Annotated in this window: 20 protein-coding genes; 6 read left to right on the forward strand and 14 right to left on the reverse strand. The window is 46.2% G+C overall.

All coding sequences use genetic code 11. The features are described 5' to 3' along the window. Window positions 1–6 precede the first annotated feature (6 nt). On the reverse strand, window positions 7–3,156 hold the full coding sequence (locus BACHE_RS01830) for a SusC/RagA family TonB-linked outer membrane protein (protein WP_013545994.1): 3,150 nt from the start codon (window positions 3,154–3,156) through the stop codon (window positions 7–9). 825 nt (window positions 3,157–3,981) lie between these two features. Between BACHE_RS01830 and BACHE_RS01835 the strand changes: the two genes are divergently transcribed. Beyond that, window positions 3,982–4,293 (forward strand): metal-sulfur cluster assembly factor, encoded by a 312-nt coding sequence (locus BACHE_RS01835; RefSeq protein WP_013545996.1) that lies wholly within the window; start codon window positions 3,982–3,984, stop codon window positions 4,291–4,293. Window positions 4,294–4,319: 26 nt separating this feature from the next. After that, window positions 4,320–5,084, forward strand: coding sequence for a UDP-2,3-diacylglucosamine diphosphatase (locus tag BACHE_RS01840; protein ID WP_013545997.1), 765 nt, complete (start codon window positions 4,320–4,322; stop codon window positions 5,082–5,084). Between the two features lie 67 nt (window positions 5,085–5,151). On the opposite strand, the gene BACHE_RS01845 is transcribed toward BACHE_RS01840, so the two are convergent. The 8 genes from BACHE_RS01845 to BACHE_RS01875 form a co-directional block, all read right to left on the reverse strand. Further along, window positions 5,152–6,549, reverse strand: coding sequence for an alkaline phosphatase (locus BACHE_RS01845; RefSeq protein WP_013545998.1), 1,398 nt, complete (start codon window positions 6,547–6,549; stop codon window positions 5,152–5,154). A 177-nt stretch (window positions 6,550–6,726) separates the two neighbouring features. Then, window positions 6,727–7,926 (reverse strand): acetate kinase, encoded by a 1,200-nt coding sequence (locus tag BACHE_RS01850; protein ID WP_013545999.1) that lies wholly within the window; start codon window positions 7,924–7,926, stop codon window positions 6,727–6,729. A gap of 20 nt (window positions 7,927–7,946) precedes the next feature. Beyond that, complete coding sequence (pta, locus tag BACHE_RS01855; protein ID WP_013546000.1) at window positions 7,947–8,966, reverse strand: phosphate acetyltransferase; 1,020 nt, start codon at window positions 8,964–8,966, stop codon at window positions 7,947–7,949. A 131-nt stretch (window positions 8,967–9,097) separates the two neighbouring features. Next, window positions 9,098–10,645, reverse strand: coding sequence for a hypothetical protein (locus BACHE_RS01860; RefSeq protein WP_041579118.1), 1,548 nt, complete (start codon window positions 10,643–10,645; stop codon window positions 9,098–9,100). A gap of 121 nt (window positions 10,646–10,766) precedes the next feature. Continuing rightward, entirely contained in the window at window positions 10,767–11,450 is a 684-nt protein-coding gene (locus tag BACHE_RS01865) for a hypothetical protein (protein WP_013546002.1), read from the reverse strand. A 211-nt stretch (window positions 11,451–11,661) separates the two neighbouring features. Next, window positions 11,662–11,802 (reverse strand): hypothetical protein, encoded by a 141-nt coding sequence (locus BACHE_RS17480; RefSeq protein ID WP_187289281.1) that lies wholly within the window; start codon window positions 11,800–11,802, stop codon window positions 11,662–11,664. Window positions 11,803–11,835: 33 nt separating this feature from the next. Further along, entirely contained in the window at window positions 11,836–14,181 is a 2,346-nt protein-coding gene (locus BACHE_RS01870; RefSeq protein ID WP_013546003.1) for a GLUG motif-containing protein, read from the reverse strand. 28 nt (window positions 14,182–14,209) lie between these two features. Further along, the gene (locus BACHE_RS01875; RefSeq protein ID WP_013546004.1) at window positions 14,210–15,556 is read right to left on the reverse strand and encodes a PEGA domain-containing protein; all 1,347 of its coding nucleotides are present in this window, start codon (window positions 15,554–15,556) and stop codon (window positions 14,210–14,212) included. A gap of 359 nt (window positions 15,557–15,915) precedes the next feature. On the opposite strand from BACHE_RS01875, the gene BACHE_RS01880 reads away from it, so the two are divergent. From BACHE_RS01880 to BACHE_RS01890, 3 genes are read left to right on the forward strand one after another with little or no spacing between them, the layout of a single operon-like run. Beyond that, on the forward strand, window positions 15,916–16,254 hold the full coding sequence (locus BACHE_RS01880) for a CidA/LrgA family protein (RefSeq protein ID WP_013546005.1): 339 nt from the start codon (window positions 15,916–15,918) through the stop codon (window positions 16,252–16,254). After that, window positions 16,251–16,946: an LrgB family protein gene (locus BACHE_RS01885; protein ID WP_013546006.1), complete on the forward strand. Its 696-nt coding sequence runs from the start codon at window positions 16,251–16,253 to the stop codon at window positions 16,944–16,946. The genes BACHE_RS01880 and BACHE_RS01885 overlap by 4 nt, the downstream gene beginning before the upstream one ends. A 52-nt stretch (window positions 16,947–16,998) precedes the next feature. Next, complete coding sequence (locus tag BACHE_RS01890) at window positions 16,999–17,913, forward strand: DUF2156 domain-containing protein (protein ID WP_013546007.1); 915 nt, start codon at window positions 16,999–17,001, stop codon at window positions 17,911–17,913. 23 nt (window positions 17,914–17,936) lie between these two features. On the opposite strand, the gene BACHE_RS01895 is transcribed toward BACHE_RS01890, so the two are convergent. After that, on the reverse strand, window positions 17,937–18,779 hold the full coding sequence (locus BACHE_RS01895; protein WP_013546008.1) for a TonB family protein: 843 nt from the start codon (window positions 18,777–18,779) through the stop codon (window positions 17,937–17,939). 148 nt (window positions 18,780–18,927) lie between these two features. On the opposite strand from BACHE_RS01895, the gene BACHE_RS01900 reads away from it, so the two are divergent. Next, entirely contained in the window at window positions 18,928–19,947 is a 1,020-nt protein-coding gene (locus BACHE_RS01900; protein ID WP_013546009.1) for a GNAT family N-acetyltransferase, read from the forward strand. Between the two features lie 2 nt (window positions 19,948–19,949). On the opposite strand, the gene BACHE_RS01905 is transcribed toward BACHE_RS01900, so the two are convergent. The 4 genes from BACHE_RS01905 to folP are packed head-to-tail and all read right to left on the reverse strand — an operon-like array spanning window position 19,950 to window position 24,554. Continuing rightward, a complete protein-coding gene (locus BACHE_RS01905; protein ID WP_013546010.1) occupies window positions 19,950–21,266 on the reverse strand; it encodes a TldD/PmbA family protein in 1,317 nt (438 codons plus the stop codon). Between the two features lie 28 nt (window positions 21,267–21,294). Further along, window positions 21,295–22,830: a TldD/PmbA family protein gene (locus tag BACHE_RS01910; protein WP_013546011.1), complete on the reverse strand. Its 1,536-nt coding sequence runs from the start codon at window positions 22,828–22,830 to the stop codon at window positions 21,295–21,297. 47 nt (window positions 22,831–22,877) lie between these two features. Continuing rightward, window positions 22,878–23,642 carry a diadenylate cyclase CdaA gene (gene cdaA / locus BACHE_RS01915; protein ID WP_013546012.1) on the reverse strand — a complete coding sequence of 255 codons (765 nt, stop codon included), beginning with the start codon at window positions 23,640–23,642 and terminating at the stop codon, window positions 22,878–22,880. Between the two features lie 27 nt (window positions 23,643–23,669). Then, a complete protein-coding gene (folP, locus tag BACHE_RS01920) occupies window positions 23,670–24,554 on the reverse strand; it encodes a dihydropteroate synthase (protein WP_013546013.1) in 885 nt (294 codons plus the stop codon). Between the last annotated feature and the right edge of the window lie 8 nt (window positions 24,555–24,562).

Genomic DNA, 24,562 nt, shown 5'->3' on the forward strand with positions numbered 1-24,562 from the left:
AGGAGGTTATTTAAATGACAATTGGAAACCGATGTTGAAAGTGCGCTGTGTAGGATAGCTCAATCCTTTACCTCCACCCATTTCAGGGTCCCACAGTTTGAACGGTGAGAAGGTGAGCAGATTGACACCGCTTACGTAGAACCGGGCTTTCTTGTAAGTAAAGCCTATTTCCGCATTCTTCAGCTTCAGGAAAGCGCCGTTGCGCAGCCAATAGTCGGATGCCTGGGTATTGTGATTATTGTCGTTCTTGGTCAGGCGCGGATAGGCGGCATTGGGATTCTGGTTGCTGGCAGACCAGTAGTCATCGGCAATCCACGACAGGACGTTACGGTTGTACTGTGTTCCGAAAGGAGCAAAACCGGATATCATCAGCGAAGTGTTGGCCACACCCTGGAAGAAGAAGGAGAAGTCCCAATTCTTGTAAGAGATGGACGGGCCGAAACCGTAAACGATTTCAGGAACCGTGGGATAGCCCATCGCTACACGGTCGTCACTGGTGATCTTTCCGTCATAGTTGCCGTCTTTATCAGGCTGATCCACGTATTTGATGTCACCCGGAGCAATGGCTATGTTACCCAATGTAGAGGTGGCATTGTTGGCGATGTCGGCCTTGTCAATATACAGTCCGTTGGTCACATAACCATAGATTGTATTCAGCTTCTTTCCGACATTGGAAAGTGCAGGGCGCACGCCCGGAGCTTCGTCATACTCCAATATCTCATTGCGCGCAAAAGTGAATGTTCCCTTAAACTGGATGGCAAGATCCTTGTTTATCTGCTTGCCATAGTCCAATGACAGGTCAAAACCGTAATTCTTCACTTTGGCCAGATTGCCGTAAACAGCCGTGCTTGCTGTACCCAGATAGTTAGGAATAGAATAGCGTTGCTGGAAAATGTCGCGACGGATTTCGCGGAAAGCGTCCACCGTGAAGTTCAAGGCATGGAACAGTTGCAGGTCGAGTCCCACGTTCAGCTTCTCGCCTACTTCCCACGTCAGGTCATTGTTCTGATAGCGGGTATATACCGGGCCATTCAAGGAAACCTGCTGCCTGTCTCCGGTAATGAAGCCCGCATTGTCACCCTGCAACGTAATGTCGGACATATAGATGAACCGGATAAGGGCGCCACTTGAATTCAGCAATTGGTCATTACCTACCAAACCGTAGGAAGCACGAAGCTTCAAGCTGGAAATGACATCCTTCAGCGGTTCGAAGAAGCGCTCCTGGCTGGCATTCCATCCTATGGCAACGGAGGGGAAGAAGCCCCATTTATGCCCTTTGGCAAAGTTTTCGGAACCGTTGTAACCGGCATTCACCTCCAGCATGTAGCGGTTGGCATAGTCGTATGACGCACGTCCGGCAAATCCCATCTTGCGGCGCGGAAGAGAAGCCACCAAATCAGAGGGAGCATTGTTGTCGTACTGGTCGATGTTCCAAAGCACCATTCCGCTGACATTGTGGTCGCCAAACTTGCGGTTATAGTCCAGATAAGACTGGAAATAGATACGGCGATCGCCACCCACCTCCGAGGTAGTGCTCAATACCGGCTTTGTAGGATTGGACGAACCGAAAGGAGTCACATTCAAATCATAAGTGCCGTCTGCATTTTGCGTATATCCACTCAAAGTATAGCGGTTGATGCCTTGCGAACGTTTGGTAGTAGTCTTATTGTAATTCTTATAAGAGAACAAAGCCTTGAAACGAAGACCTTTGAGCAAGAAATCTAACTTCTGCTCGAAATCAATGTTCGCCATCACGGTACTTTCAAAAATATCGGTATAGCCGTTGGTCAAGCTTGCCATAGGGTTCACTGCTCCCTGATCGTTACCACCGGCGTATGCACCCCAATAAACCCAGTTGTTTACTCCGTCTGCCGGATAAGCAATGGGGAAGTCCACCGGATTGGAGTTCATTACGGCCGAATAGAGGCTACCTACCGATGTATTAGGTTGCGTCAAGTCATTCAACTGCACATTCAGGTGCAAAGAGATGGTTGAAGTCTTGGACATGTGAAAGTCAATATTATTCTGGAAGGTATATTTCATCAGGTCAATGTTGTTCTTATAGGAGAAGTATTTGGACGCTTCGTTCTTCAACATACCCGTTTCGTGGTTCGCTCCTACATTCATGAAATAAGTGATCTTCTTCGTACCGCCACGGATGTTGAAGTTCGCCTTTTGGTTGAAAGCCATATCCTTGAACAGTGATCCATACCAATCCACATTAGGCCAGATGTATTGATTTGCGCCGCTACGTGTATTGTCAATCTGTTCCTGCGTATAGAGGATATTACCCGTTTTTTCGTTGTTGACGGCCTCATTATACAGTTCCATATAGCGATATCCGTCCACAAAGCTCGGTATCTTGGTCGGGGTAGTGATATTGGTTTCCACACGCACGCCGATAATAGGTTTTTCCAGGTCGGCTCCGCTTTTTGTAGTCACAATCATCACACCGTTTGCACCGCGTGTACCATACATTGCGGTGGCAGTGGCGTCTTTCAGAATAGAAAAGCCTTCGATGATTTCGGGATCAAGCGCATTCAAGTCCGCCGAACTCACCTCTACACCATCCAGAATGATAAGCGGTGAAGTCATACCGCTTAAAGTGGAAATACCACGGATATAGAAATCGGAGCCGTTGCTTCCCGGCTGTCCGCTACGCTGGTAGGCTATGACACCGGAGAGACGTCCGGCAAAAGAGTTGGACAGATTAGAGGATGGAACCTTCAAGTCGTTGGGGCGTACAGTCTGTATAGAGCCCACAACACTTTCCTTCTTTTGTCCTGTACCAAAAGCTGTAACCACCACCTCGTCTAACAGGGCATTGTCTTCTTTCAGTCTGATTTGCAAATTCTTCTGATTTCCTACTTTAACTTCCTGAGTAGTGTAGCCAATGAACGAAATAACCAAGACATCTTTTGAGGAAGCATTGATACTGAATTTACCATTAATATCAGTCACCGTTCCTTGTCCGGGTTTGCCTTTTATCCGGATAGTTACGCCGCCGGCCGGCTCTCCTGTCTCATCGACCACCACGCCTTGCACTTTTCCGCTTTGCTGTACAATGGCCGATTCATTCGTAACAGGAACCTCTACTGCTTGTGCCCCAAGGAAATATCCTCCCAAAAGGGCTACCAATAGTATTCTTTTTCTCATAATACTTTTACTAATTAAAGGTTTTGTTTTTTCTAAGTTTTTTGCTTAATTGTTTCTTGAAGAGATAGTGTTTTCTAAGTTTTTCTCATTTTCTCGATGTGGATTAAGATTAATAAAAATGTTAACTATATAACTTGCGTTTAAATGCGTTTAAAGAGATAAACCAAGTTCTTCTTGAACTTAATAAAATGATGACATCTTCATTATGAAAAATACACTCCCGGAAGTATCTATTCTGAAAAAGAACTACCTGAGAATGTATTTCATAATTTCATTTCGGCTTTCATTTTGAATAAATTAAGGAGATAGTAAATACCAAGTGTATATAGTTCGGATTTTCATCCGAAATCAAAACAAAAAAATAAGTTATTGCGTTTCCTGGCATAGAAAAACCGGTATAGAAAAGAGTACCCCTTTCGAGGAAAACACATTCTTTTATTCTACTATCATATTCGCAATTCCTGAGAGAAATATGACAGATAATGGAAATAAAATGTTTTAATTAATCAAAAGTAGAAAGATGAGAATAGGAAAATTATTAAAAGTTCATTTAAATATTCTTATATTTAAAATAAATTGTATATTTGCAACCAATATCTTGTTTTATAAAGTAAATATAGTTCAAGAAGAACTTATATAAATATCTCAACATATCAATCATCTGTTTATTTCATAAGTACTTAGGCTGAAACACATGTCAGTAATCCGGGAAACGGTAGAAAAAGAAGTGTTCCCGACAACAGGCCATAAAGCTCCCCTCCCGTTTCTTTGTAGTCTCGATTAAATTCTTTAGCTTTGCCAAACTAAATCCAGAATCACACGCGTATGACCCGATTTGAAACAGAAGAAAAAATAGTAGCCATGCTCAAAACCGTATTTGATCCGGAGATCCCGGTGAACGTGTACGACTTGGGACTGATTTATAAAATAGACATCTCTGACAATGGAGAAGCAACCATCGACATGACACTGACTGCCCCAAACTGTCCGGCAGCCGACTTCATCATGGAAGATGTACGCCAAAAGATAGAGTCCATCGACGGAGTGACATCCGCCACCATCAACCTTGTCTTTGAGCCCGAATGGGACAAGGACATGATGAGCGAAGAAGCCAAACTGGAACTGGGATTCCTTTAGGCAGACCACAGAATAAGAATGCTATTATGAAGAATGTATATTTCCTTTCAGATGCCCACTTGGGTTCACGTGCCATCGAGCACGGACGCACCCAGGAACGGAGATTGGTCAACTTCTTAGACAGTATAAAGCACACAGCGCACGCCGTGTATCTGTTAGGAGACATGTTCGATTTCTGGTACGAATTCAAAACAGTAGTGCCCAAAGGCTACACCCGTTTTTTGGGAAAACTTTCAGAACTGACAGATATGGGAGTGGAAGTGCACTTCTTCACCGGCAACCACGACATCTGGTGTGGTGACTATCTGACTCAGGAATGCGGTGTCATCATCCATCGCGAACCGCTTACTACCGAAATCTATGGTAAGGAGTTCTACCTTGCTCATGGCGACGGTCTGGGAGATCCTGACAAAAAATTCAAATTTCTACGCAGCATGTTCCGCAACTCCACACTGCAATGCATCTTCTCTGCTCTGCATCCCCGCTGGAGCATGGAGTTGGGACTGACATGGGCCAAGCACAGCCGCCAAAAAAGAATAGATGGAAAAGAGCCCGACTACATGGGGGAGAATAAGGAATATTTAGTGCTCTACACCAAAGAGTATCTGAAAAGCCATCCCAACATCAATTTCTTCATCTACGGGCATCGCCATATCGAACTTGACTTGATGCTCAGCTCCACGGCACGTGTCCTGATTTTAGGAGACTGGATAAACTTTTTCTCCTATGCCGTTTTCGACGGCGAGAATTTGTTTCTGGAAGAATTCATTGAAGGGGAAACAATCTTGTAAGACTTCAAAAGAAAGAGGTTGCCTTCTCTCGAAAACAACCTCTTTCTTTCCAAAGCTACCCAAGGGATTATTTATATCCGGCAGCTTTTGCTATACGTTTCGGAATATCCGTATTGTCCATCTTGCCTGCAAACAGGTTTGAACCTGCTCCTATCGCATATACCGGCACATACCCTGCTGTATGGTTAGGACTTGTCCATCCTACCATAGCAATCTGGCTCATCACTTTGCGGGCTGCGGCTGCAAGCGGTTCGGTCTTGGCATAAAGACTTTCTTCAAACACCACATTTTTCTTTACGAAAGACTCCTCATAAGCATCACGGAGCATCTTTTCCTGTTCCCATGTCAACGGCAATTCTTTCCAGAATCCCATCTTCTCGCCAAGCAGAGACTTCACTTCTTCCCAATTGATGATTTTACGCATCTTGCGCAAGTCGGTAATGGAACGTGAAAGCATATCCTGTGATTCTTTCTGGTTAGTCAAAGACTTCAAGTGCAGTTCATACTTGGAAGTCCCCAGCCCCAGACCACCGGTTTCATGGTCGGCAGTAATCACAATCAGCGTCTCTTTGGGGTGTTTCTTATAGAATTCATAAGCCACTTTAACGGCATTGTCCATATCCACTACTTCCTCAAAAGCCGTGGCAGGATCATTGCTGTGGCAAGCCCAGTCAATCTTTCCGCCCTCCACCATGAGGAAAAAGCCCTTATTGCTTCCCTTTGTCAAAAAGGATACGGCACTTTCCGTAATCTCGGCCAGGGTCAGGTCACCTTCTCTGCGGTCGATGGCATAGGGAAGGCAGGAAGGTTCTGCACCTTCTTTTTGGATAAGTACCATTTTCTTGGCATCTGCTTCTTTCGCTTTATATTCTTCAAGCCCTCTGGCAATGGTATAACCAGCTTCTTCGATAATAGGGAAAATGCTCGGAGCTTCTTGCTTGTCGGCAGTCGTGGTCGGTTTCAGGAAGCCGCTGCCTGCATAGAAATCGAAATCCGCTTTCGGAAGGTCAAGAGCTATTTCGTAGTACATGCTGCGACTGGGCTGATGCGCATAAAATGAAGCAGGAGTGGCATGATCCACACTTACACTGGTGGTGACACCGACTTTCTTTCCTGCTTTCTTGGCTTTTTCGGCAACCGTCTGGAGAACATTCTTGTCACCGTCCATACAGATGGCGGAATTATAAGTCTTCACTCCTGTGGAAAGAGCCGTTCCGGCAGCCGCAGAGTCGGTAATGGAATTGGTGGCGGAGAAAGTGGTAGCCACACCGGCTACGGGAAATGTAGCGAACAATAAAGGTTTTATACCGATACGCCCTTCTTTCTCGGCAAGATACATTTCTGTACCGTTCACCTGGTTTACTCCCATTCCATCACCGATGAAATAAAACACATATTTTGCCTGTTGAGCATGTGCAGCGCCCGTCAACAGTACAAAAAACAACAGATACATTAATCGTTTCATAAAAGTTTATCCATTTATTTAGAATTGTTTTAAAATGCCTATATCTATCAAAAGGCTAACAAAGATAGAGATTTTAAAGCATTAAGTGATGAAGATTCTGTTAAAAATGAAAAGCCGGAGAACAGCTTCGCTGCCTCCGGCTTTCTATCTTACCCGGTCAGGAATATGATTTCGGGATTACTCGGCCTTCAGAATGGCCAGTGTATCCGAAGCAATCACCAATTCTTCATCCGTCGGAATCACAACGACTTTCACTTTGGAGTCCTCCGCAGAAATAACCGTTTCTTCACCTCGAACGTTGTTCTTCCCGGCATCCAGCTTCACACCCATGAATTCCAGGCCTTCACATGCTCCCCAACGGGCGCTCGCCTGATTTTCACCTACACCGCCGGTAAACACGATAATATCCACACCGCCCAGGGCAGCAGCGTATGCACCGATATATTTCCTGATACGATAGAAGTACATATTTTCCGCCAGAATGGCTTTCTTATTGCCTGCCGCCACGGCAGCCTCCAAGTCGCGCATATCACTGGATTCCCCGAAAATGCCCAGCACACCGCTTTTCTTGTTCAGAAGATTGGAAACACCATTGGCATCCAGGCTCTCCTTTTCCATAATGAACGACACCGCACCCGCGTCGATGTCACCGCTGCGAGTACCCATCATCAGACCTTCAAGCGGAGTCAGTCCCATGCTGGTATCCATGCACTTACCGTCTTTAATGGCAGAGATGGAAGCACCGTTACCTATGTGACAGGTGATAATCTTTTTTCCTTCGGATTGTACACCGAGGAATTCACAAACGCGTTGTGACACATAGCGGTGAGAAGTCCCGTGGAAGCCATAGCGACGTACGCCATATTTCTCGTACAAACCGTAAGGAACGGCGTACAGGTATGCATAGTCAGGCATGGTTTGATGGAAAGCGGTATCAAAAACACCTATCTGCGGCACATCGGGCAGAATGGCGGAGATTGCATTTACGCCTTTCAGATTGGCCGGATTGTGAAGAGGAGCCAGATCATTGCATGCGGTAAAAGCATCCAAAACGTCCTTTGTCAGCAATACCGATTTGCTGAACTTCTCTCCTCCGTGCACCATACGGTGACCTACGGCATTAATCTCATCCAAAGATTTGATTGCTCCATATCCCGCATCGGTCAGTGTATTCAGAATAAACTCCACACCTACGGTATGTTCAGGAATGTCTTTTTCGAGGATTTTCTTCTTGCCGTCAGGCAAAGTAAACTTCAGAAAAGAGTCCTTCAATCCTATTTTTTCAATACCACCCTGAGCGATGACCTCTTTATGATCCATATCAAACAATTTATATTTGATGGACGAGCTGCCGCAGTTCAATACTAAGACTTTCATTGTATATTCAGATTTATAAGTTATTTGGCGTTATTTTTAGCTGCGATTGCCTGATTGGCAGTAATTGCAATCATGCGATAAACGTCCTCGATGGAGCAACCGCGTGACAAATCGTTCACCGGACGGGCGATACCCTGCAAGATAGGTCCCACAGCATCGGCATGTCCCAGGCGTTGAACCAACTTATAAGAGATGTTTCCCACTTCAAGACTCGGAACAATCAGAACATTTGCCTGTCCGGCAATCGGAGAGCCCGGAGCTTTGCTTGCACCGACTTCAGGAACCAATGCGGCGTCGGCCTGCAATTCACCGTCAATGGCAATGTCAGGAGCCATCTCTCTGGCAATCTTCACGGCCTCAACCACCTTATCAACCACTTCGTGTTTGGCCGACCCCTTGGTAGAGAAGCTCAATAATGCCACCTTAGGATCAAGTCCTGCCACAGCCTGAGCCGTACGTGCCGTACAAACGGCGATCTGCGCCAACTGGCCGGCATCGGGAACCGGGGTCACGGCAACATCTCCCATCACTAAAATACCGTTCTTTCCATATTCGGGCGCATGAGTAAGCAGCAGCATGGCGCCGGAGACACAAGTAATGCCCGGGGCAGTCTTGATAATCTGCAAAGCCGGACGAAGAACATTGCCGGTAGTATTGCGGGCTCCTGCCAACTGGCCGTCGGCATCACCGTTCTTGATAATCAGGCAGCCCAAATAAAGCGGGTCGAGCACCAACTTACGGGCTTCTTCGATAGTCATGCCTTTCTTCTTGCGCAACTCGCAAAGCAACTGTGCATATTCTTCTTTCTTAGGATGGTTTTCGGGGTCGATAATAGTGGCTTTCTGAATGTTTCCCAACCCCCACTCTTTGGCACAAGCCTCTATTTCAGAGGGATTTCCAAGGATAATCAAGTCAGCAACTCCGTCAGTCAGAATCTGATTGGCAGCTTTCAATGTACGTTCTTCCGTACCTTCGGGAAGAACAATGCGTTGGCGATCGGCTTTCGCACGTTCAAGAATTTCGTTAATTAATCTCTGCATGATATTTTAATTGTGTATAAAGATCGGTGGCATGTGTCATTCACGCCGCAAAAGTACACAATTTTGCAATATCTACATTGCAATTCAGAGTGTAAAATCACCCTGAATTGCAATTATTGTAATATTTAACACTAACGGATCACTTCCGGTCCCACATTCTTATATTGATCCATGCACATTCCGATAGGAGCTCCTATATATGTAGGGTCACAAACCAGAAATTCAGTACCGTCATCCAGCACGACACAGTCTCCCGGAATGTTTTCGGTAAAGTGTACGGCGGAAGCTATATGGTTGGGATAGTCCAGCAGAATCGTTTCCAATCCCAGTAAATCTCTTACCAAAATGGAATAAAGCATGGCACGGTCTTCACAGTCGCAATATGGATAATAGAATGTTTCGTCCGGGAAATTCGGTTTCTCGTAACCGAATTGGTCACCGTCCGTTTTGTATTGTAAAGCAGTCTGCACAAAGTTAAGCAGCAGGTTGGCTGCATCTTTCTGTGATTTTCCTTCAACGGCTTTCTTCAACTGCGGATACAGGGAAGAACGCAACTCCTCACTCATCGGAGTTTTATAATGAATCACCACGTCACACTGAGGATAATCACGATAGAAATCCATCAGATTCTTGTTGACCACCGTCCGCACCTTCAGCGCACCGCCCGAAGGCGAAAGTTCACGTTCCTGTTCTTCCACGGAAAATTCCGGAATGCGTTCTATATTCAGGCACACCAGATTCTTGGCATCCGCAAAGTTCTGGCGATAGGTATAAAGGCTTTTAGAGCCTTTCGGGTTCGGCTCGAAAACATAGTATTTGTCACCGTCCATTTTCAGGAAAGGCGTGGCATAGACCGTTCCTGCCGTGGCAATCATCAGTTTCAATCCATCGTCTATCTTGGCCAGACGGACTTTATAGCCGGACTTGCAGAGTAGAAACATTTGCAGGAAAACGACCTCGCCGGTACGTTCCTTCCCGTAGAGTTGCTCACCTATCCGCTTTGTAAAGAGCAGATAAGCCCAATCACTCAAATTCCTTTCTTTTTTAAGGGTCATGCAGTCACTCAGCAACTGTTCATAATCCTTTTGGCACAATCCTTTCCAGGCATCCGCCACGTTGGCTTCCTTGTCTCCCGACAATGTAAAATCCTCAATCACATCCGTCGCCACTTCAAAATCTGTTCCATAAAAATCTATCGGGGTGCGGAGCACCGTTCTTCCGGGCTTCACCACCGGAGCTGCCACCAGTACAGGCGTATAAGGCTTTCCGGGCACATACACTCCGGGAGCAGGCTTATCTTCCATAAACGGCAAGACGGGATGTCTTTCGCCCACAGGAACTTTATCGCCCACAGTAGGGACAGGAGCCTCAGGCACTTTCAGCGCACCCGGCTTGATTGCCATCGGGGGCATGGATGGTTTCGTCTTGTCAAATATCACCGGTTTAGGCGGTTCAGGACGTACCGGAGCCGGAACCGGTGCAAATGCTTCATACTTCTGCCACGTTTCGCGCAGAAAGGTTTCAAACTCCGCGTCCGCCTTACTTTTAAATTCCTCGAATTCCGACTGCTGTTTTTTCTCGAATTCCTCGAACTCTTTATCTATGTTCTGCCCACAAAGAGGCATCGCCGACAAAAAGCCGGCGATGCAAGCTGCTGACAATGCTTTCATCTTCTTCATCTTGTTTTTACAGATTTAGAGAAGTTAATAAAAAAACGTATCATTTGATAAGTATCATGTCATAATAAGCGCAACACTTTCCGTATCATCATGAAATCTAATTTAAGCAAACCGTCGGGGGTTAATACCCTAATTTATCCAATGCCTTGGCCAGTTCTTCGGACTTTCCGGCCAGTTCTTTGCGGATGGCCTTGATGGCTTCCTGATTGGCAGACTGCATGTCGTAACCCAATGTCACCATGACTTCCACATTCTTGTTGGGCAACGTCCGGTAAACTTCGGTCAAAGGAACCGTGCGTCCCAATGTTGCGGAAATAACACTTTTGCTGGAAGCCACCACACTTGACAGGCTGGCGGCCTCTTCCTGCCCCATGTCATCATTGGCCACCTTAGCCTCGATCAATTGGGACACTTTGGTCTGTACCTGTCCGGCAAGGTCTATCTTGGCGGCATTGGTGGCCTGCAAGGCAGCAGACGACTGATTGGCGCCGACAATTCTTGAAGAAGCGATATACCAGTACGGATTTCCATTGACATCGAGTTCGGCCTGCTTTTCCCATGCAGCCTCAAGTTGTTGAGCCAAAGGCAGCCTGCCCACCGGAGTCTTGAAGCCTTCTTTTTCCAGACTTTTGGCCTGCTTGCGCGCTTCTTTCACTGCTTTTTTCTGCAAGCCCTTATCCAGAACTTTCTCATGTTTCTTCAATTCCTTGAAGTCTTTTCCCGTCGCTCTCTCTTGTGCACTAACATTGATGACAAGCATCATGGCAAACGCTGCAAGAGCGCTGATAAACAAACTCTTTTTCATCGTAATTCTTCTTTTAATGATTAGTATTGTTATTAAATATTCAAACATTCTATGCGTTGCAAATGTAGAGAAATATTTCTAACCGTGTCATCTGTCAGTATCTTTTTTTCAAAAAGGATACCTATGTGTCCGCACAGAGGATTATTTTGACAAAAAGCGGGACTAAACGTAAGCGCCGAATCCGGATGGACACCGATGACAACGGGTGAGGCTACATATCGTCAATGCTTGGCTTGCCACCAATGGCACGGATGCTCCTGGTACGGGCAGTGCCGCCTATGCTATATACAGCCGGAGCTCTGGAAGAAACGGCCTTATTCGTGACATACGGTTCAAAAGGCAAATTGCACATTTAGAGCTTTGGGAAACAATGCCTTACATTTCATTATGGTAAAGTAGTAAAGCTAACTCTTTCACCATAATTATATTTAAAGTTCCCTTTCCCAGTCCCATTTCCTGCATACGGATAAATATAATATTTAGTTCCAGGAGACAAATTATTCAAAGAGACAATAATCTGATTCCCCTCAACAGTAGATTCCACTTTTATAGCAGAATCATACTCAGATATTGTATAGTAGTAAATAAAACCTTTTTCTTTAACTTCCGCCCCACCTATATCCAGTATCTTCGCTGTAACATGAGCACCAGTTTGAGTTATATCACTAATTATCGCCTTTTCAAGAGACGGTCCTCTAAGATCCATCCCAATCATTTTTCCAGTAGCACCATTTACCGTACCTTCATTTATATTACCCGTGAAGGTATTTTCATGTTCTGCCTCACCGCAAATACTACCAATGGAAACCGCAGAAGATATAATATTCCCAATATTCCTACAATTAGTGACACAAGCATCTGCATATCCGGCAATACCACCTACATTTGTTTTACCGTTCAAAATTTCACCCTCATTCCGGCACTGATTAATGGTCACTACCTCTTTAGCACCACTATTAGAAGTATAAGTTGCATTACCACAAATACCTCCACATGCATTCGCCGGTCCTCCATTCAGTTGCCCCATATTAACACACTGTTGAATGCTGCCATGAGGAGCAGAGCCAACAATACCACCTAAATTCCAACATTCATAGCCCTTACCTATAGCACCCCAATTGGTGCATCCTAATATTTCTCCTTTGTCGTAGTTGCTTCCACATATTCCTCCTATCGCTGCACTTTTACTCGTACAATCAATCGTTCCCGTATTGGAACACCCTTGAATAACACTAGCACCATTCTGTCCAACAATACCACCGATATTCAAGTGATCAAATCCACTGTCCGAAATGATTTTGATTGTTGCTGCTGATGTACAATTAATGACTTTTGCCAAAGGACGACCAAAGGGAGTTCTCATTGTGCCAATCACACCCATGTCGGTAACAGGCATTTTACTACTTTCATAGAGAGTATAGGCTATACGACTTCCTTCACCAATATGCAAATCTTTCACCGTTCCCCAATTTTGGTTTATAAAACCATAACCATAATAGCTCCATTCTTGCCTATATTCAGTTATCTTGAGATTAGTCAGCACATGGCCATGGCCATCAAACGTATATCCACTTTCAATATGCTTAATTGGTTCCCAATTTTCTATGCTCTCCAAATCAATATCTGAATAAAGATTAATCACCTTATCTTCATTCATATAAAGTGCCAAACTCCCCCCGTTATTAACTCTATCGCGGAAGTCCAACAAGTCTGCCAATGTATAGATGCCCGGTTCACTCCTTTCTTTTGTCACAAACTGATAAGTATCCCCATAACCTATTCCTCGACTATTTACCGCATACGCACGGATATAGTATGTTGTTTCAGGGAGCAAACCATAAATAAGATGTGTAAAAAAAGGCTGTTCTTTTTGGTCAATAGCATTATATTTCATGTCATTCGTGGTAGGCTCTTCTGTTTTTGTACTCCAACAAAATCCCATTTCTGTAATCTCTGATTCGCCCATACTCAAAATGCTGGCCTTTACATTAAGACTTACTGCCGTGGAGTCCAACAATGCAATACTAGATATAGTTGGAAGATTCGTATTATTAGTTGATACAACCATCATTTTACTATAACCTACACCTTTTGCATTAATACCATAAGCACGAACTAAATAATCCTTGTCTGGTATTAAATCTTTAAAACGCATAGAAAGAACACCGTCCTGCATTGATGCATTACACACATCATCCTTCACCGTAGGGACATCAGAATCATTTTTAAACAATTTCCAACAAAAGCCAGAGAGAGACAGTTCACTTCCACCTTCATCAAGAATTGTAGTAGAAACCGTGAAGCTTTTTTCATCCTTTCCATCCAGACTCAATTCTCCAAATACAGGAACATTACTTTCGGTCGTTGTAAACTCCTTTATTTCGCCACGCCCAATACTATAACCGCTATTGGCATAAGCACAATAATAATATTTCGTACCTGGCTTTAGCCCTTGGGCTAATACTTTGAAACTATTCTCTGTAGAAGAGGCTTTCAATTCAGTATATTCTACCATACTTTGCAGCTCAGAAATTAAAATTCCATAATCTTTTACCATAGCTCCATCTTTCTTCTGCAAGGTTCCTGAAAGCGTTGCGCCTATGCGAAAAATATCTGTAGCCCCGCCGGTAGCCAGAATCGGCATCTCATTGTCCGGTGCAGAATCCTTGCTACAGCCGGAGAAGCAGAGCAACATCAAGCTGCCCGCTAAAAGTAATAGTTTGTTGTGCATAAATATATAAGTTTAAGAAATAGCGTATTCAGAACATGATGCCTATACTTCCTCCAACTTCATGGCATTTGAAGTTGACGGTATGATAACCCGCAGAAAGTGCAAACTTGCCCACATTGACCAGCAGCCCGGCTTCACCCGCCACACCGGAAGCGGAACGGTCGATGTTCTTGACCATTTCTCCGTCCACCGTTTCCCAGGCAAGCGTGCGCTGACCATAACCGACACCTACATAACCATAAAACGGTTTCCACAGATGACGGAGATAGCCGCCTACCACCGACATCCGGGACTTATGCTCCACTCCCGTGCTATAATAGGGCTTTCCTTCGCCTCCGGAAGTCAACGCACCCGTATCGTCACACTCCAGCTTAGAGGAGACAGAACCGAAATCGCTACGGAAACGAACATAAGCACCATTCTCGCGGACAAATCCTATCATGCCACCATAGGACACTTGCGAGGACTGATAGCCCGCATCGGCCATCACCAGCATCTTGCGCAGGGCACGAGGCTTGAGGGTGGAAACCATCTTGAAGACAAGCGTCTCCGTTTCTCCGGCAACCACCTCTGCCAGACTGTCCATCGGGAAAAACAAATCCTTCTCCACTCTTATCCTGTAACTGCGGAGAGGCATGCGGTCACTTTTATAAGGTGTGTCCCCCACCTGCCGACCATCGACAAACACTTTGGCATCTTGTTCGGGCAGGGAAAAGACTTCCAAATAGCCGAAGCATGGCTTCAGGTTGACGCTCATCACTTTCTGCTCGCCTCCCAAGTCCACCATGCCCGCTTCGGTGGCATACATGGGCGCTTCCACCCGGTAGGAGTGCGTGCCTTTCTTCATGGTGGCAGTGAACAGACCGTTTTCGGTGGGAACCTTCTCGTTGTCGATATAGATATCGGCCGTAGCCGGTTCAGGGCGCATCACGAGCAATTGGGTATGGGTATCAACCGTTGTCTTTGACATAGCGTCGCCTGCGTTCAGTTCCATCTCGTAAACCACGGCTTTCTCTATGATATCGGGATAAAAGTAGTTGCGAAGCACCCCATAGTCATTGTGCATAATGGAGATGCGGCGAGCTCCATGAGGAAGGTAAAGCCAGATTTCTCCGGTTTTGTTTTCACGTGCCGCAATGCCCAGAGCATCGGCTTCGAACATAAGGTCTTTGGCGGTGGTGACAATGCGAATCAGAGCACATACCTCGCCGTTCTGGTCTGTTTTGGGTGCAGTGACACGTGCGGTGACATCCGTCTCCATACGATGAAAAGAAGTCACTTGAATCTTGTTCTGGGCTTCGGCCGTAAGTGGGCTCAGAAATAGGAACAGTAACAGGATGTTCCATAGTCTGCCGTTTTGTTTGTTCTCTTTCATGTTACTTGATTTTTCAGTTTCAAGGTCTTTCTTTTTTGAATATTATTTATATATTTCATAAGACAGACGCAAATATAGAACAAATTACCTTAACAAAAGCAACAGAATAACAGAAAAAAGCATACGACATTTATAGCAAAAAGGCGCTAACAAAGAGCCCAAACCGGCTTCATTTCCTCTTATTCACCATATAGGTTGTTTATCCTTAAATAAGACATTTTAGGACAGTCTCGCACTGCGTGCAAAAAAACACTTTCTTCGGAATAAATATAGCCGCCCACGCTACAAGTAATGCGAAGAATGCCTACCTTTGCCCCCGTTTTCAGAGTATAAATCAATAGGTATAATACATAGTAATTATGATTCGTCAATGCGCCATCCTTTTCGGATGTTTGGCTTTGGGTGAACTGATTGTTTTCATCACGGGCGTCAAGCTGCCCTCCAGCATCATAGGGATGCTGTTACTCACCCTTTTCCTTAAACTGGGTTGGATTAAACTGCACTGGGTGCAAGGCATGTCCGACTTTCTGGTGGCCAATCTGGGATTTTTCTTCGTCCCTCCGGGCGTAGCCCTCATGCTCTATTTCGACATCATCGCCGCCGAATTCTGGCCGATAGCCATCGCCACATTAGTAAGCACCCTGCTGGTGCTTGTAGTCACCGGATGGGTTCACCAATTAACACGTAAAATCAAATGAACTTCTTAGAAAATGATTTTTTCCTGCTGGCCATCACTTTCGGAATATTCTTCCTGGCCAAGCTCCTGCAAAAAAAGACAGGAATCATGCTGCTCAATCCCATCTTGCTCACAATTGCCGTTCTCATCATTTTCCTGAAAATGACAAATATCAGCTACGAGACTTACAACAGGGGCGGACATCTGATAGAATTCTGGCTAAAGCCGGCAGTGGTGGCACTGGGTGTTCCTCTGTATCTGCAACTGGAAACTATAAAGAAGCAACTGCTGCCCATCTTGCTGTCCCAATTGGCGGGATGCATTGCCGGAGTGGTCTCTGTGGTTTTGATAGCCAAACTGATGGGAGCCTCCGATGAGGTGATATACTCGCTGGCGCCAAAATCGGTCACCACCCCCATAGCCATGGAAGTAGCCCAGTCTTTGGGAGGAATTCCTTCGCTGACAGCCGCCGTAGTGGTTTGCGTGGGACTGTTAGGCGGCATATTGGGAGTAAAAGCCATGAAGTTGACCCATATAGAAAGCCCTATGGCACAAGGCCTCTCACTGGGGGCCGCGGCTCATGCCGTAGGCACTTCCACCGCAATGGACATAAGCAGCAAATACGGAGCATTTGCCAGCCTCGGACTAACGCTGAACGGAATATTGACCGCCTTGCTTACACCAACAATTTTACGATTATTGGGGTTACTCTAACAAAACCTTTCTATTTTTGTTATTTATAATTGTAACCATATAAAAACAACCTATGATACCATTCAGAGATATCGAGTTAAAAGATAAAGAACTGATAACTTCCTACACACTAAGCAGCCCACGACAGAATTGCGACCTCTCATTTTCCAATCTTTGCAGTTGGCGCTTCTTATACGATACAAAGTTTGCCATACAAGATGGCTTTCTTTTATTAAAATTCTGGGCAGAAGGAGAACTTGTATATATGATGCCCATTGGCAACGGTGATTTAGGAAAAGCGCTGGACGCTTTAAAAGAAGATGCCTGCCGCGAAAGCGCTCCTTTGTGTCTGCTGGGCATCTGTGGCGGGATGTGCTCCGAGTTGGAGGCATTCATGCCCGGACAATTCCAGTTTACGGCCGACCGTGATTATGCCGACTACATTTACATGCGTAGCGACCTTGCCACCCTTTCGGGAAAAAGATTCCAGTCCAAACGAAATCATGTGAATAAATTCAAGCGTACTTATAATTACGAATATGCTCCCATTACCCCCGACCGCATTCAGGAATGCCTGGATCTGGAGGCAGAATGGTGCAAAGCAAATAATTGCGACCAGCAGGAAGGGACGGGAAATGAACGCCGTGCCCTGATTTATGCTTTGCACAACTTCGATGCGCTCGGCCTGACCGGAGGTATTCTTCATGTGGATGGCAAAATCGTAGCGTTCACCTTCGGAATGCCCATCAATCAGGATACCTTCGGCGTGCATGTGGAGAAGGCGGACACAGCCGTTGATGGCGCATACGCCATGATTAATTATGAATTCGCCAACCATATTCCGGAACAATATACCTACATCAACCGGGAAGAAGACTTGGGTATTGAGGGTTTACGCAAAGCCAAGCTTTCTTACCAGCCGGTGACCATCCTCGAAAAATACATGGCCTGTCTCAAAAGCCATCCGATGGATATGGTGAAGTGGTGACATTCCGATGGCTGATGACACGGTCAATCAGCCATCACTTTTATATCCGGTGACGGCACTCTGTGCCAATATTCCGTTCCGAGCTGTTCCCGTCCCGGTACTTTGAACGTCATCTTTATCAGATTGTCATGCAGGCGCTCTACTGTGATTTCGTTGCTCGTGCCTGACTGGAAAGAGAGGAAAGCCGATTTTTCCAGCTTCTCCACATATACATTGTCCGACGGCAACTCATATTCGCCCTGAGCCAGAATCATTGAGCCTCCCATTTCCACTTGGACTACGATATTCATAAATGTATTGCCGTCCGACAAGATTTTCAGGACCGGGAGCAGTGATATCTGGTAGCCCAACTCAACGGAATCTACCCGGCATAGCTGCCACACTCCCTGCATCGTCTTATTCTTTACCGGCTGTCCGCTTTGCACCACCAATTTAGCTGAAGGGACAGTCCGGTCTGCTTTATCCAGATTGAACGAGATGGGTATCGTGAATCGTGTCTTTACTTTTTTGCCATCCTGCATTCCCGGAGACCATGCCGGCATCTCTCTTACCGCACGCATGGCTTCTTCGTCCAGTAGAGGGTCAAGGCTTTTTATCACCTTTATCCGGCTCAGCTTTCCGTCTTCCATTATTACGAACTGCACCATAACACGTCCGGAAATGTTTTTCTTCTGTGCCTCCACGGGATACTTGATATTGGATGACAGATACTGCATCATGGCCGAAACGCCGCCGGGATACTCAGGCATTTTTTCGGTAACCAGGTAAACGCCATCCGCATCAACCATTGGCTTTGATCGGTTTTGGCAGAACAACGGAAGGCAGGCAAACAAGAGAACCAAAAGACTGAACAGTTTGTTTTTCATAACACATAGATTTAAAAGTTAATAGATCGGTTAGAATGTACAATAGTACCTAAAAGAGCATGAGACTACAAACATTATTAGATAAAATTGTTCCGTCCATGCGTTTTTTAAGATACTTTTGCAGAAACAAACGAATGAAAGCCTGAATATGCACATAATGAAAGAAAAAACAGAGAGCTTGTGGAAGCTGTGTTTCAACGACAGCAAAGAATTCGTCGAAATGTACTTCAAGATGCGCTACAAGAACGAAAGCAACATCGTTATCGAAAGCGGAGACGAAGTGATCGCAGCCCTCCAGATGATTCCTTATCCGATGAGTTTCTGCGGCAAGCAGATATCCACATCCTACATATCCGGTGCTTGCACCCACCCCGACTTCCGGAACAAGGGAGTGATGCGGCAACTCTTGTCACAGGCTTTTGCCCGAATGCAACAAAGCGAAGTCCTCCTCAGCACACTGATACCGGCAGAACCTTGGCTGTTCGACTATTATGCAGGCATGGGATACGCCCCCGTATTTAGAAACTCGACGAAAGAAATTATCGTGCCGGAACTTGCCCCTGCCAAAGCAATAACAGTCAGCGTTATACCCGGATTCCAGAAAGACATCTATTCTTATTTGAACAAGAAACTTGCCGAACGCCCTTGCTATATCCGGCATTCCCCGGAAGACTTCATGGTTGTCATGGCGGATCTTGCCGTCAGTGAGGGCACTCTATTCGCAGCCAAGTCAAACCGAAAGACAGAGGGAATAGCAATAGTCTATAAAACAGAAAAAGGCATCATCATCAATGAACTTCTGACAGAAAACGAGGAAACGGAATACAGCCTATTGCATGCCATCGGGCAGCATACCGGCTGCAACCGCATGACGCAGCTATTGCCTCCCGATGAAGGACTGCCGCGGCAGACATCAGGAATGGCACGGATTATCAATGCCAAAAAGGTGTTGCAGTTGTATGCCTCCCGTTTTCCGAAAGACGAAATGCAGATAGAAGTGTCAGACCGGCAATTGTCTGCCAACAACGGCTATTACTACCTGAACAACGGTAAATGTATGACAAGTGCCAAGCGTCTGCCCGGCAGCCACTTGGCACTTACAATCGGTGAACTCACCGAAAAGATATTCGCACCACTCAATCCATACATGAGCCTGATGCTGAATTAGCATTACAATCCGCTGAAGTTGACTCCTTCGAATACCAACGAAGGTATCTGCCAGGAACGGTTCTGCGGGTCATTGCCTACGGCAACCAAAGAATTCCACAAAGAAAGCATGTTGCCCGTCACGTTCATTTCATTGACCGGCTGTGTCAGTTTGCCGTCTTCAATCAAGAAGCCTTCTATGCCGTAAGAGAAGTCTCCGGTACTGCTGTTGCTGTTGCCGCCATTGAAACCGGTAACAAGGATTCCCAATTTGACATCGGCCACCAATCCATTCAAGTCTTTGCTGCCCGGCGTCAGAATCAGATGTGAAGGCGCACTGATGGTAGGAGCCGTATTCATTTTCTTGCCATTGTAGGTATCGATGAAGTAAGTCTTCAGCACCCCTTTGTCAAAGATGGCACGCGGCTGGGTAGCCACACCTTCGCTGTCGAAATAGCGTGAACCCTTGGCGCCGACAATGTGCGGTTCGTCGCGCAGGGTGAAGAGTTCGGAAGCTACCTTGGCATCCTGTTTGTCCAGCAAGAAAGAGTTTTTCTGCTGCAAGGCCGATCCATACAATGCGTTCAGCATAGGACTGAGCAAGTTGCCCGTATTCATAGGATCGACTACCATCGTATATTTGCCCGACTTCACCTTTTTCTGTCCCAACTTGCGCAGAACGCGTTCCAAAGCCTTGGCTCCGATTCCTGTCTTGGCCAGTTTGTCATAAAACAAGGCTGAATCATACCATCCATCCTGAGGTCGTGCTTCGCCTTCACCCTTTATGGATACACTGGCGGAAACAGAGAACCATGTACTCTTTGATTCGCCTTCAAATCCGTTACTTATCAAGCGGTAAGAAGATCCCTCACCGTCGCCATAAGAAGTATCTACGGAAACAATGCGGTCATCTTTGCCCATCACTTCCTCAGCCGCTGCCGTGGCAAGTGCTACTTTGTCATCGGGATTGATATCATAAAGTTCCTTGTCGAAAAGCTGCAAATCGGGCTTTCCGCCTTTATAGTAGCGTGCCGGATCGGCCAATATCCGCGATTCATCTTCCGCCAGATATCGGGTGGATTCAATACCGTTGGTGATAAGAGTTTCCAGTTCTTTCTTGTCCAGGCGGTTAGTAGAAAAAGACCCGAAACGGCCATCCACGTAGAGGCTCAGCCCTAATCCGTTTTCTGTTGCTTGCTGCAAACGGTCTATCTTGCCGTTACGCAATTCAAAAGAAGAATTGGAATTGGTGTACAGCACCAACTTGGCTGCCCGACAGCCATTTTTCAGGGCATAGTCCATTGCCCACTGTGCCAGTTTCTTATTTTCGTCTGTAATCATGTCATTCTAATTTTTAAAGTTCAGTTCGTCATTCTCCTCCCACCGTCAGTTTGCTGACCAATGCCGACGGCATGCCACAAGTAACCGGACAAGCCTGTCCGTCCTTGCCGCAAGTCCATGTGCCATTGTCTATCTTGTCATTGTCGGCCACCATCGTAATGTCCGCCAAAGCCTTCGGGCCATTACCGATGATATTGATGTCTTTGACAGGTTGCGTCAGCTTACCGTCTTCAATCAGATAGCCTGACTTCACGAAGAAAGTAAAGTCACCAGCCCCGATCTGCACCTGGCCGTTGGTGAACTGATCTACAAAGATACCGTTCTTCACAGTAGAAATAATGTCCTCTTCCTTCACATTGCCTGCTTCCATATAGGTGGCGCGCATACGAGGAATGGGGGTGTTGCGGAATGTGTCACGCCGCCCGTTTCCGGTAGGAGGCACGCCATAATGCCGGGCACTGATACGGTCGTGCAGATAGCTGGTCAGGATGCCGTCTTTCACAATATAGGTTTTCTGTCCTTCCACGCCTTCGTCATCAAAGTTCACAGAGCCCCGATTGAAAGGAATCGTACCGTCATCTACCACATTGATGTGCTCATTGCAAACTTTCTTCCCGAAGAGATCACAGAAGATAGAAGTACGCTTACGGTTGAAATCCGCCTCAAACGCATGTCCGATAGCTTCGTGCAGCAAGATTCCCGAGCCTCCCGCACCCATCACAACCGGCATTTCCCCTCCTTTGGGCTTGATGGCCTTGAACAAGACTGCCGTATTGTCCACGGCTTCGCGTGCAAGCACTTCCACAATATCATCCGTCATGAACTCAAATCCTTTGCGATAGGAACGGCTGGCAAAGCCGTTTTCCATCTTGCCGTTTTCTTCCATGATGCAGACGGCCACGAAGGAAACCATAGGACGGTAATCGTAATAGCTCACGCCCTCCGAATTGCAAAACAATACATGCGAAGTGTTATCCGAAAGAGATGCCTGCACCTTGCGCACCCGGCTGTCCAATGAAAACACTTTCTCATTCAGCTTCTCCAGAAAAGGTATTTTGGCTTTCACACTTATGTCCTCCCACGGTTGGGCAACGGTATAACGGCTCTTGGCAATAGCTTTTTCCGTCAGTCCCACAGCTTTGCCGGCCTTTCCGGAAGAAGCGATACGGGCCGCCGTGCGTGCAGCCCGCAGCATTTCATCTAAGGTGACGCCTTCTACATAAGCATAACCGGTCTGGTCGCCTGCCAAGACACGTACTCCCATACCGAAGTCAATGTTGGAACCGCAACTGTTTACCTTGCCGTCCATCAGGCTGACATTATTATTAAATGTATGTTCAAAATAAAGGTCGGCATAGTCACCGCCTTTTTCCAAAGCAGCGGCCATCACTTTCTTCAGGTCGGTTTCTGTGACTCCAAAATGAACCATTGCCAAAGCGACTGCAGACTGTTTGTCCGCACCTCCCAAGGCTTCGCGTACCGATGCCGGCACGGCCAAAGAAGGTATCGCCAGCGATCCTAATGCCGCCAGGCCACCTGTGCGTAAGAAATTTCGTCTATCCATACTTATTCTCTTTTAGTTATCTATTCAATAAAAAGCCATTATTTCTTTTAAATTTCTTTTGTTAAAAGGCTTTCCAGTTCCTCTGCATTTAAGCGTAGGTAAAACTGTCCTTTATAAGCTACTGAAATAGCTCCCGTCTCTTCCGAGACGATGATTGCATGTGCATCCGATACTTGGGAAATGCCCATTGCCGCCCGGTGACGCAATCCCAGCTCTTTCGGAATATCCAGATTATGCGATACGGGCAAAATGCATCCCGCCGCCTCGATGCGCTTCTTGCTGATTACCATTGCCCCGTCGTGCAAAGGGCTGTTCTTAAAGAAAATATTCTCAATCAGACGTTGGTTGACATTAGCATCTATCACATCGCCCGTGCGTACCACATCATCCAACGGCATGTTATGCTCCATCACTATCAAAGCACCTACTTTCTGCTTTCCCATACCGATGCATGCCATCACTATCGGCATGATATCCTCATGCTCCAATTTATCCTTTTTGTTGCCTGTCAGGAAGCGCACCAGCGCACTGGCGTGCTGATGCGAACCGAGTGTCAGCAGAAAGCGCCGTATCTCATCCTGAAACAGAATGATAAGCGCCAGCACTCCCACATTGACGAGCTTGTCGAAGATAGAGCCGAGCAACTTCATCTCCAGCACCTGCGACACGACCAGCCAAATCAGGATAAACACCAGAATCCCGGTAAACACATTGATGGAGCCGGAAGCTTTCATCAGCTTGTATGTGTAATACAGCAGCAGAGCCACCAGCAGTATATCTATAAAGTCTTTTATGCCAAATTCAAAAAACACGTTGTTCGGAATTTATTGATTAATAATTCATCTTTCGCAGGTAGCATGATGAAATGTGCCGTCTCCGCATCTGTTCATCATTTCCACGATTTTCACCGTTTCCACAGCTTCACGCACGTCATGCACGCGCAGTATATTCGCTCCTTTCAGCAAGCATACGGTATCCAGCACAGTGGTTCCGTTCAGCGCTTCCTGAGGTGTAATGTCCAGCAAACGATAAATCATCGACTTGCGCGAAACTCCCACCAACAAAGGCAGCTCAAAAATACGGAATTCCTCCAGATGGGCCAGCAGTTCATAATTGTGTTCCACCGTCTTGCCAAAGCCGAATCCGGGGTCCAGAATAATATCCTTCACTCCCAAATCATGCAACTGCTGCACCTTGCGCGCAAAATACAGGAAGACATCTTTCAGCAGATTGTCATAATGAGGATGCTGCTGCATATTTTGCGGAGTACCCTGCATGTGCATCATTATATAGGGTACATTCAGCCGGGCAACGGTACGGAACATGTCGGCGTCCATCTCTCCGGCAGCGATATCATTGATAATCGCAACTCCATATTCCTCCACACACATGCGGGCAACGTCCGCACGAAAAGTATCGACAGAAACAACCGCTTCCGGCTGTACATTGCGGAGGATGCCAAGTCCCATGCGCAAACGCTCCATTTCTTCCCGGGGCGATACGTTCTCTGCATTGGGACGTGACGAGTAAGCCCCTATATCAATCATTACGGCTCCTTCGGCGATGATTTGCTCCACCCGGCATGCAATCTCTTTTTCCGTCCGCATGCGGCTGCCTTCATAAAAAGAATCGGGTGTGACATTCAATATGCCCATGACACAAGGCATAGAAAGGTCAAGCAACTGACCGTTGACATTTATGTAACTTGCTTTCCGTGCATCCATGAATAGTT

The organism is Bacteroides helcogenes P 36-108, from assembly GCF_000186225.1.
Taxonomy (GTDB): Bacteria; Bacteroidota; Bacteroidia; order Bacteroidales; family Bacteroidaceae; genus Bacteroides; species Bacteroides helcogenes.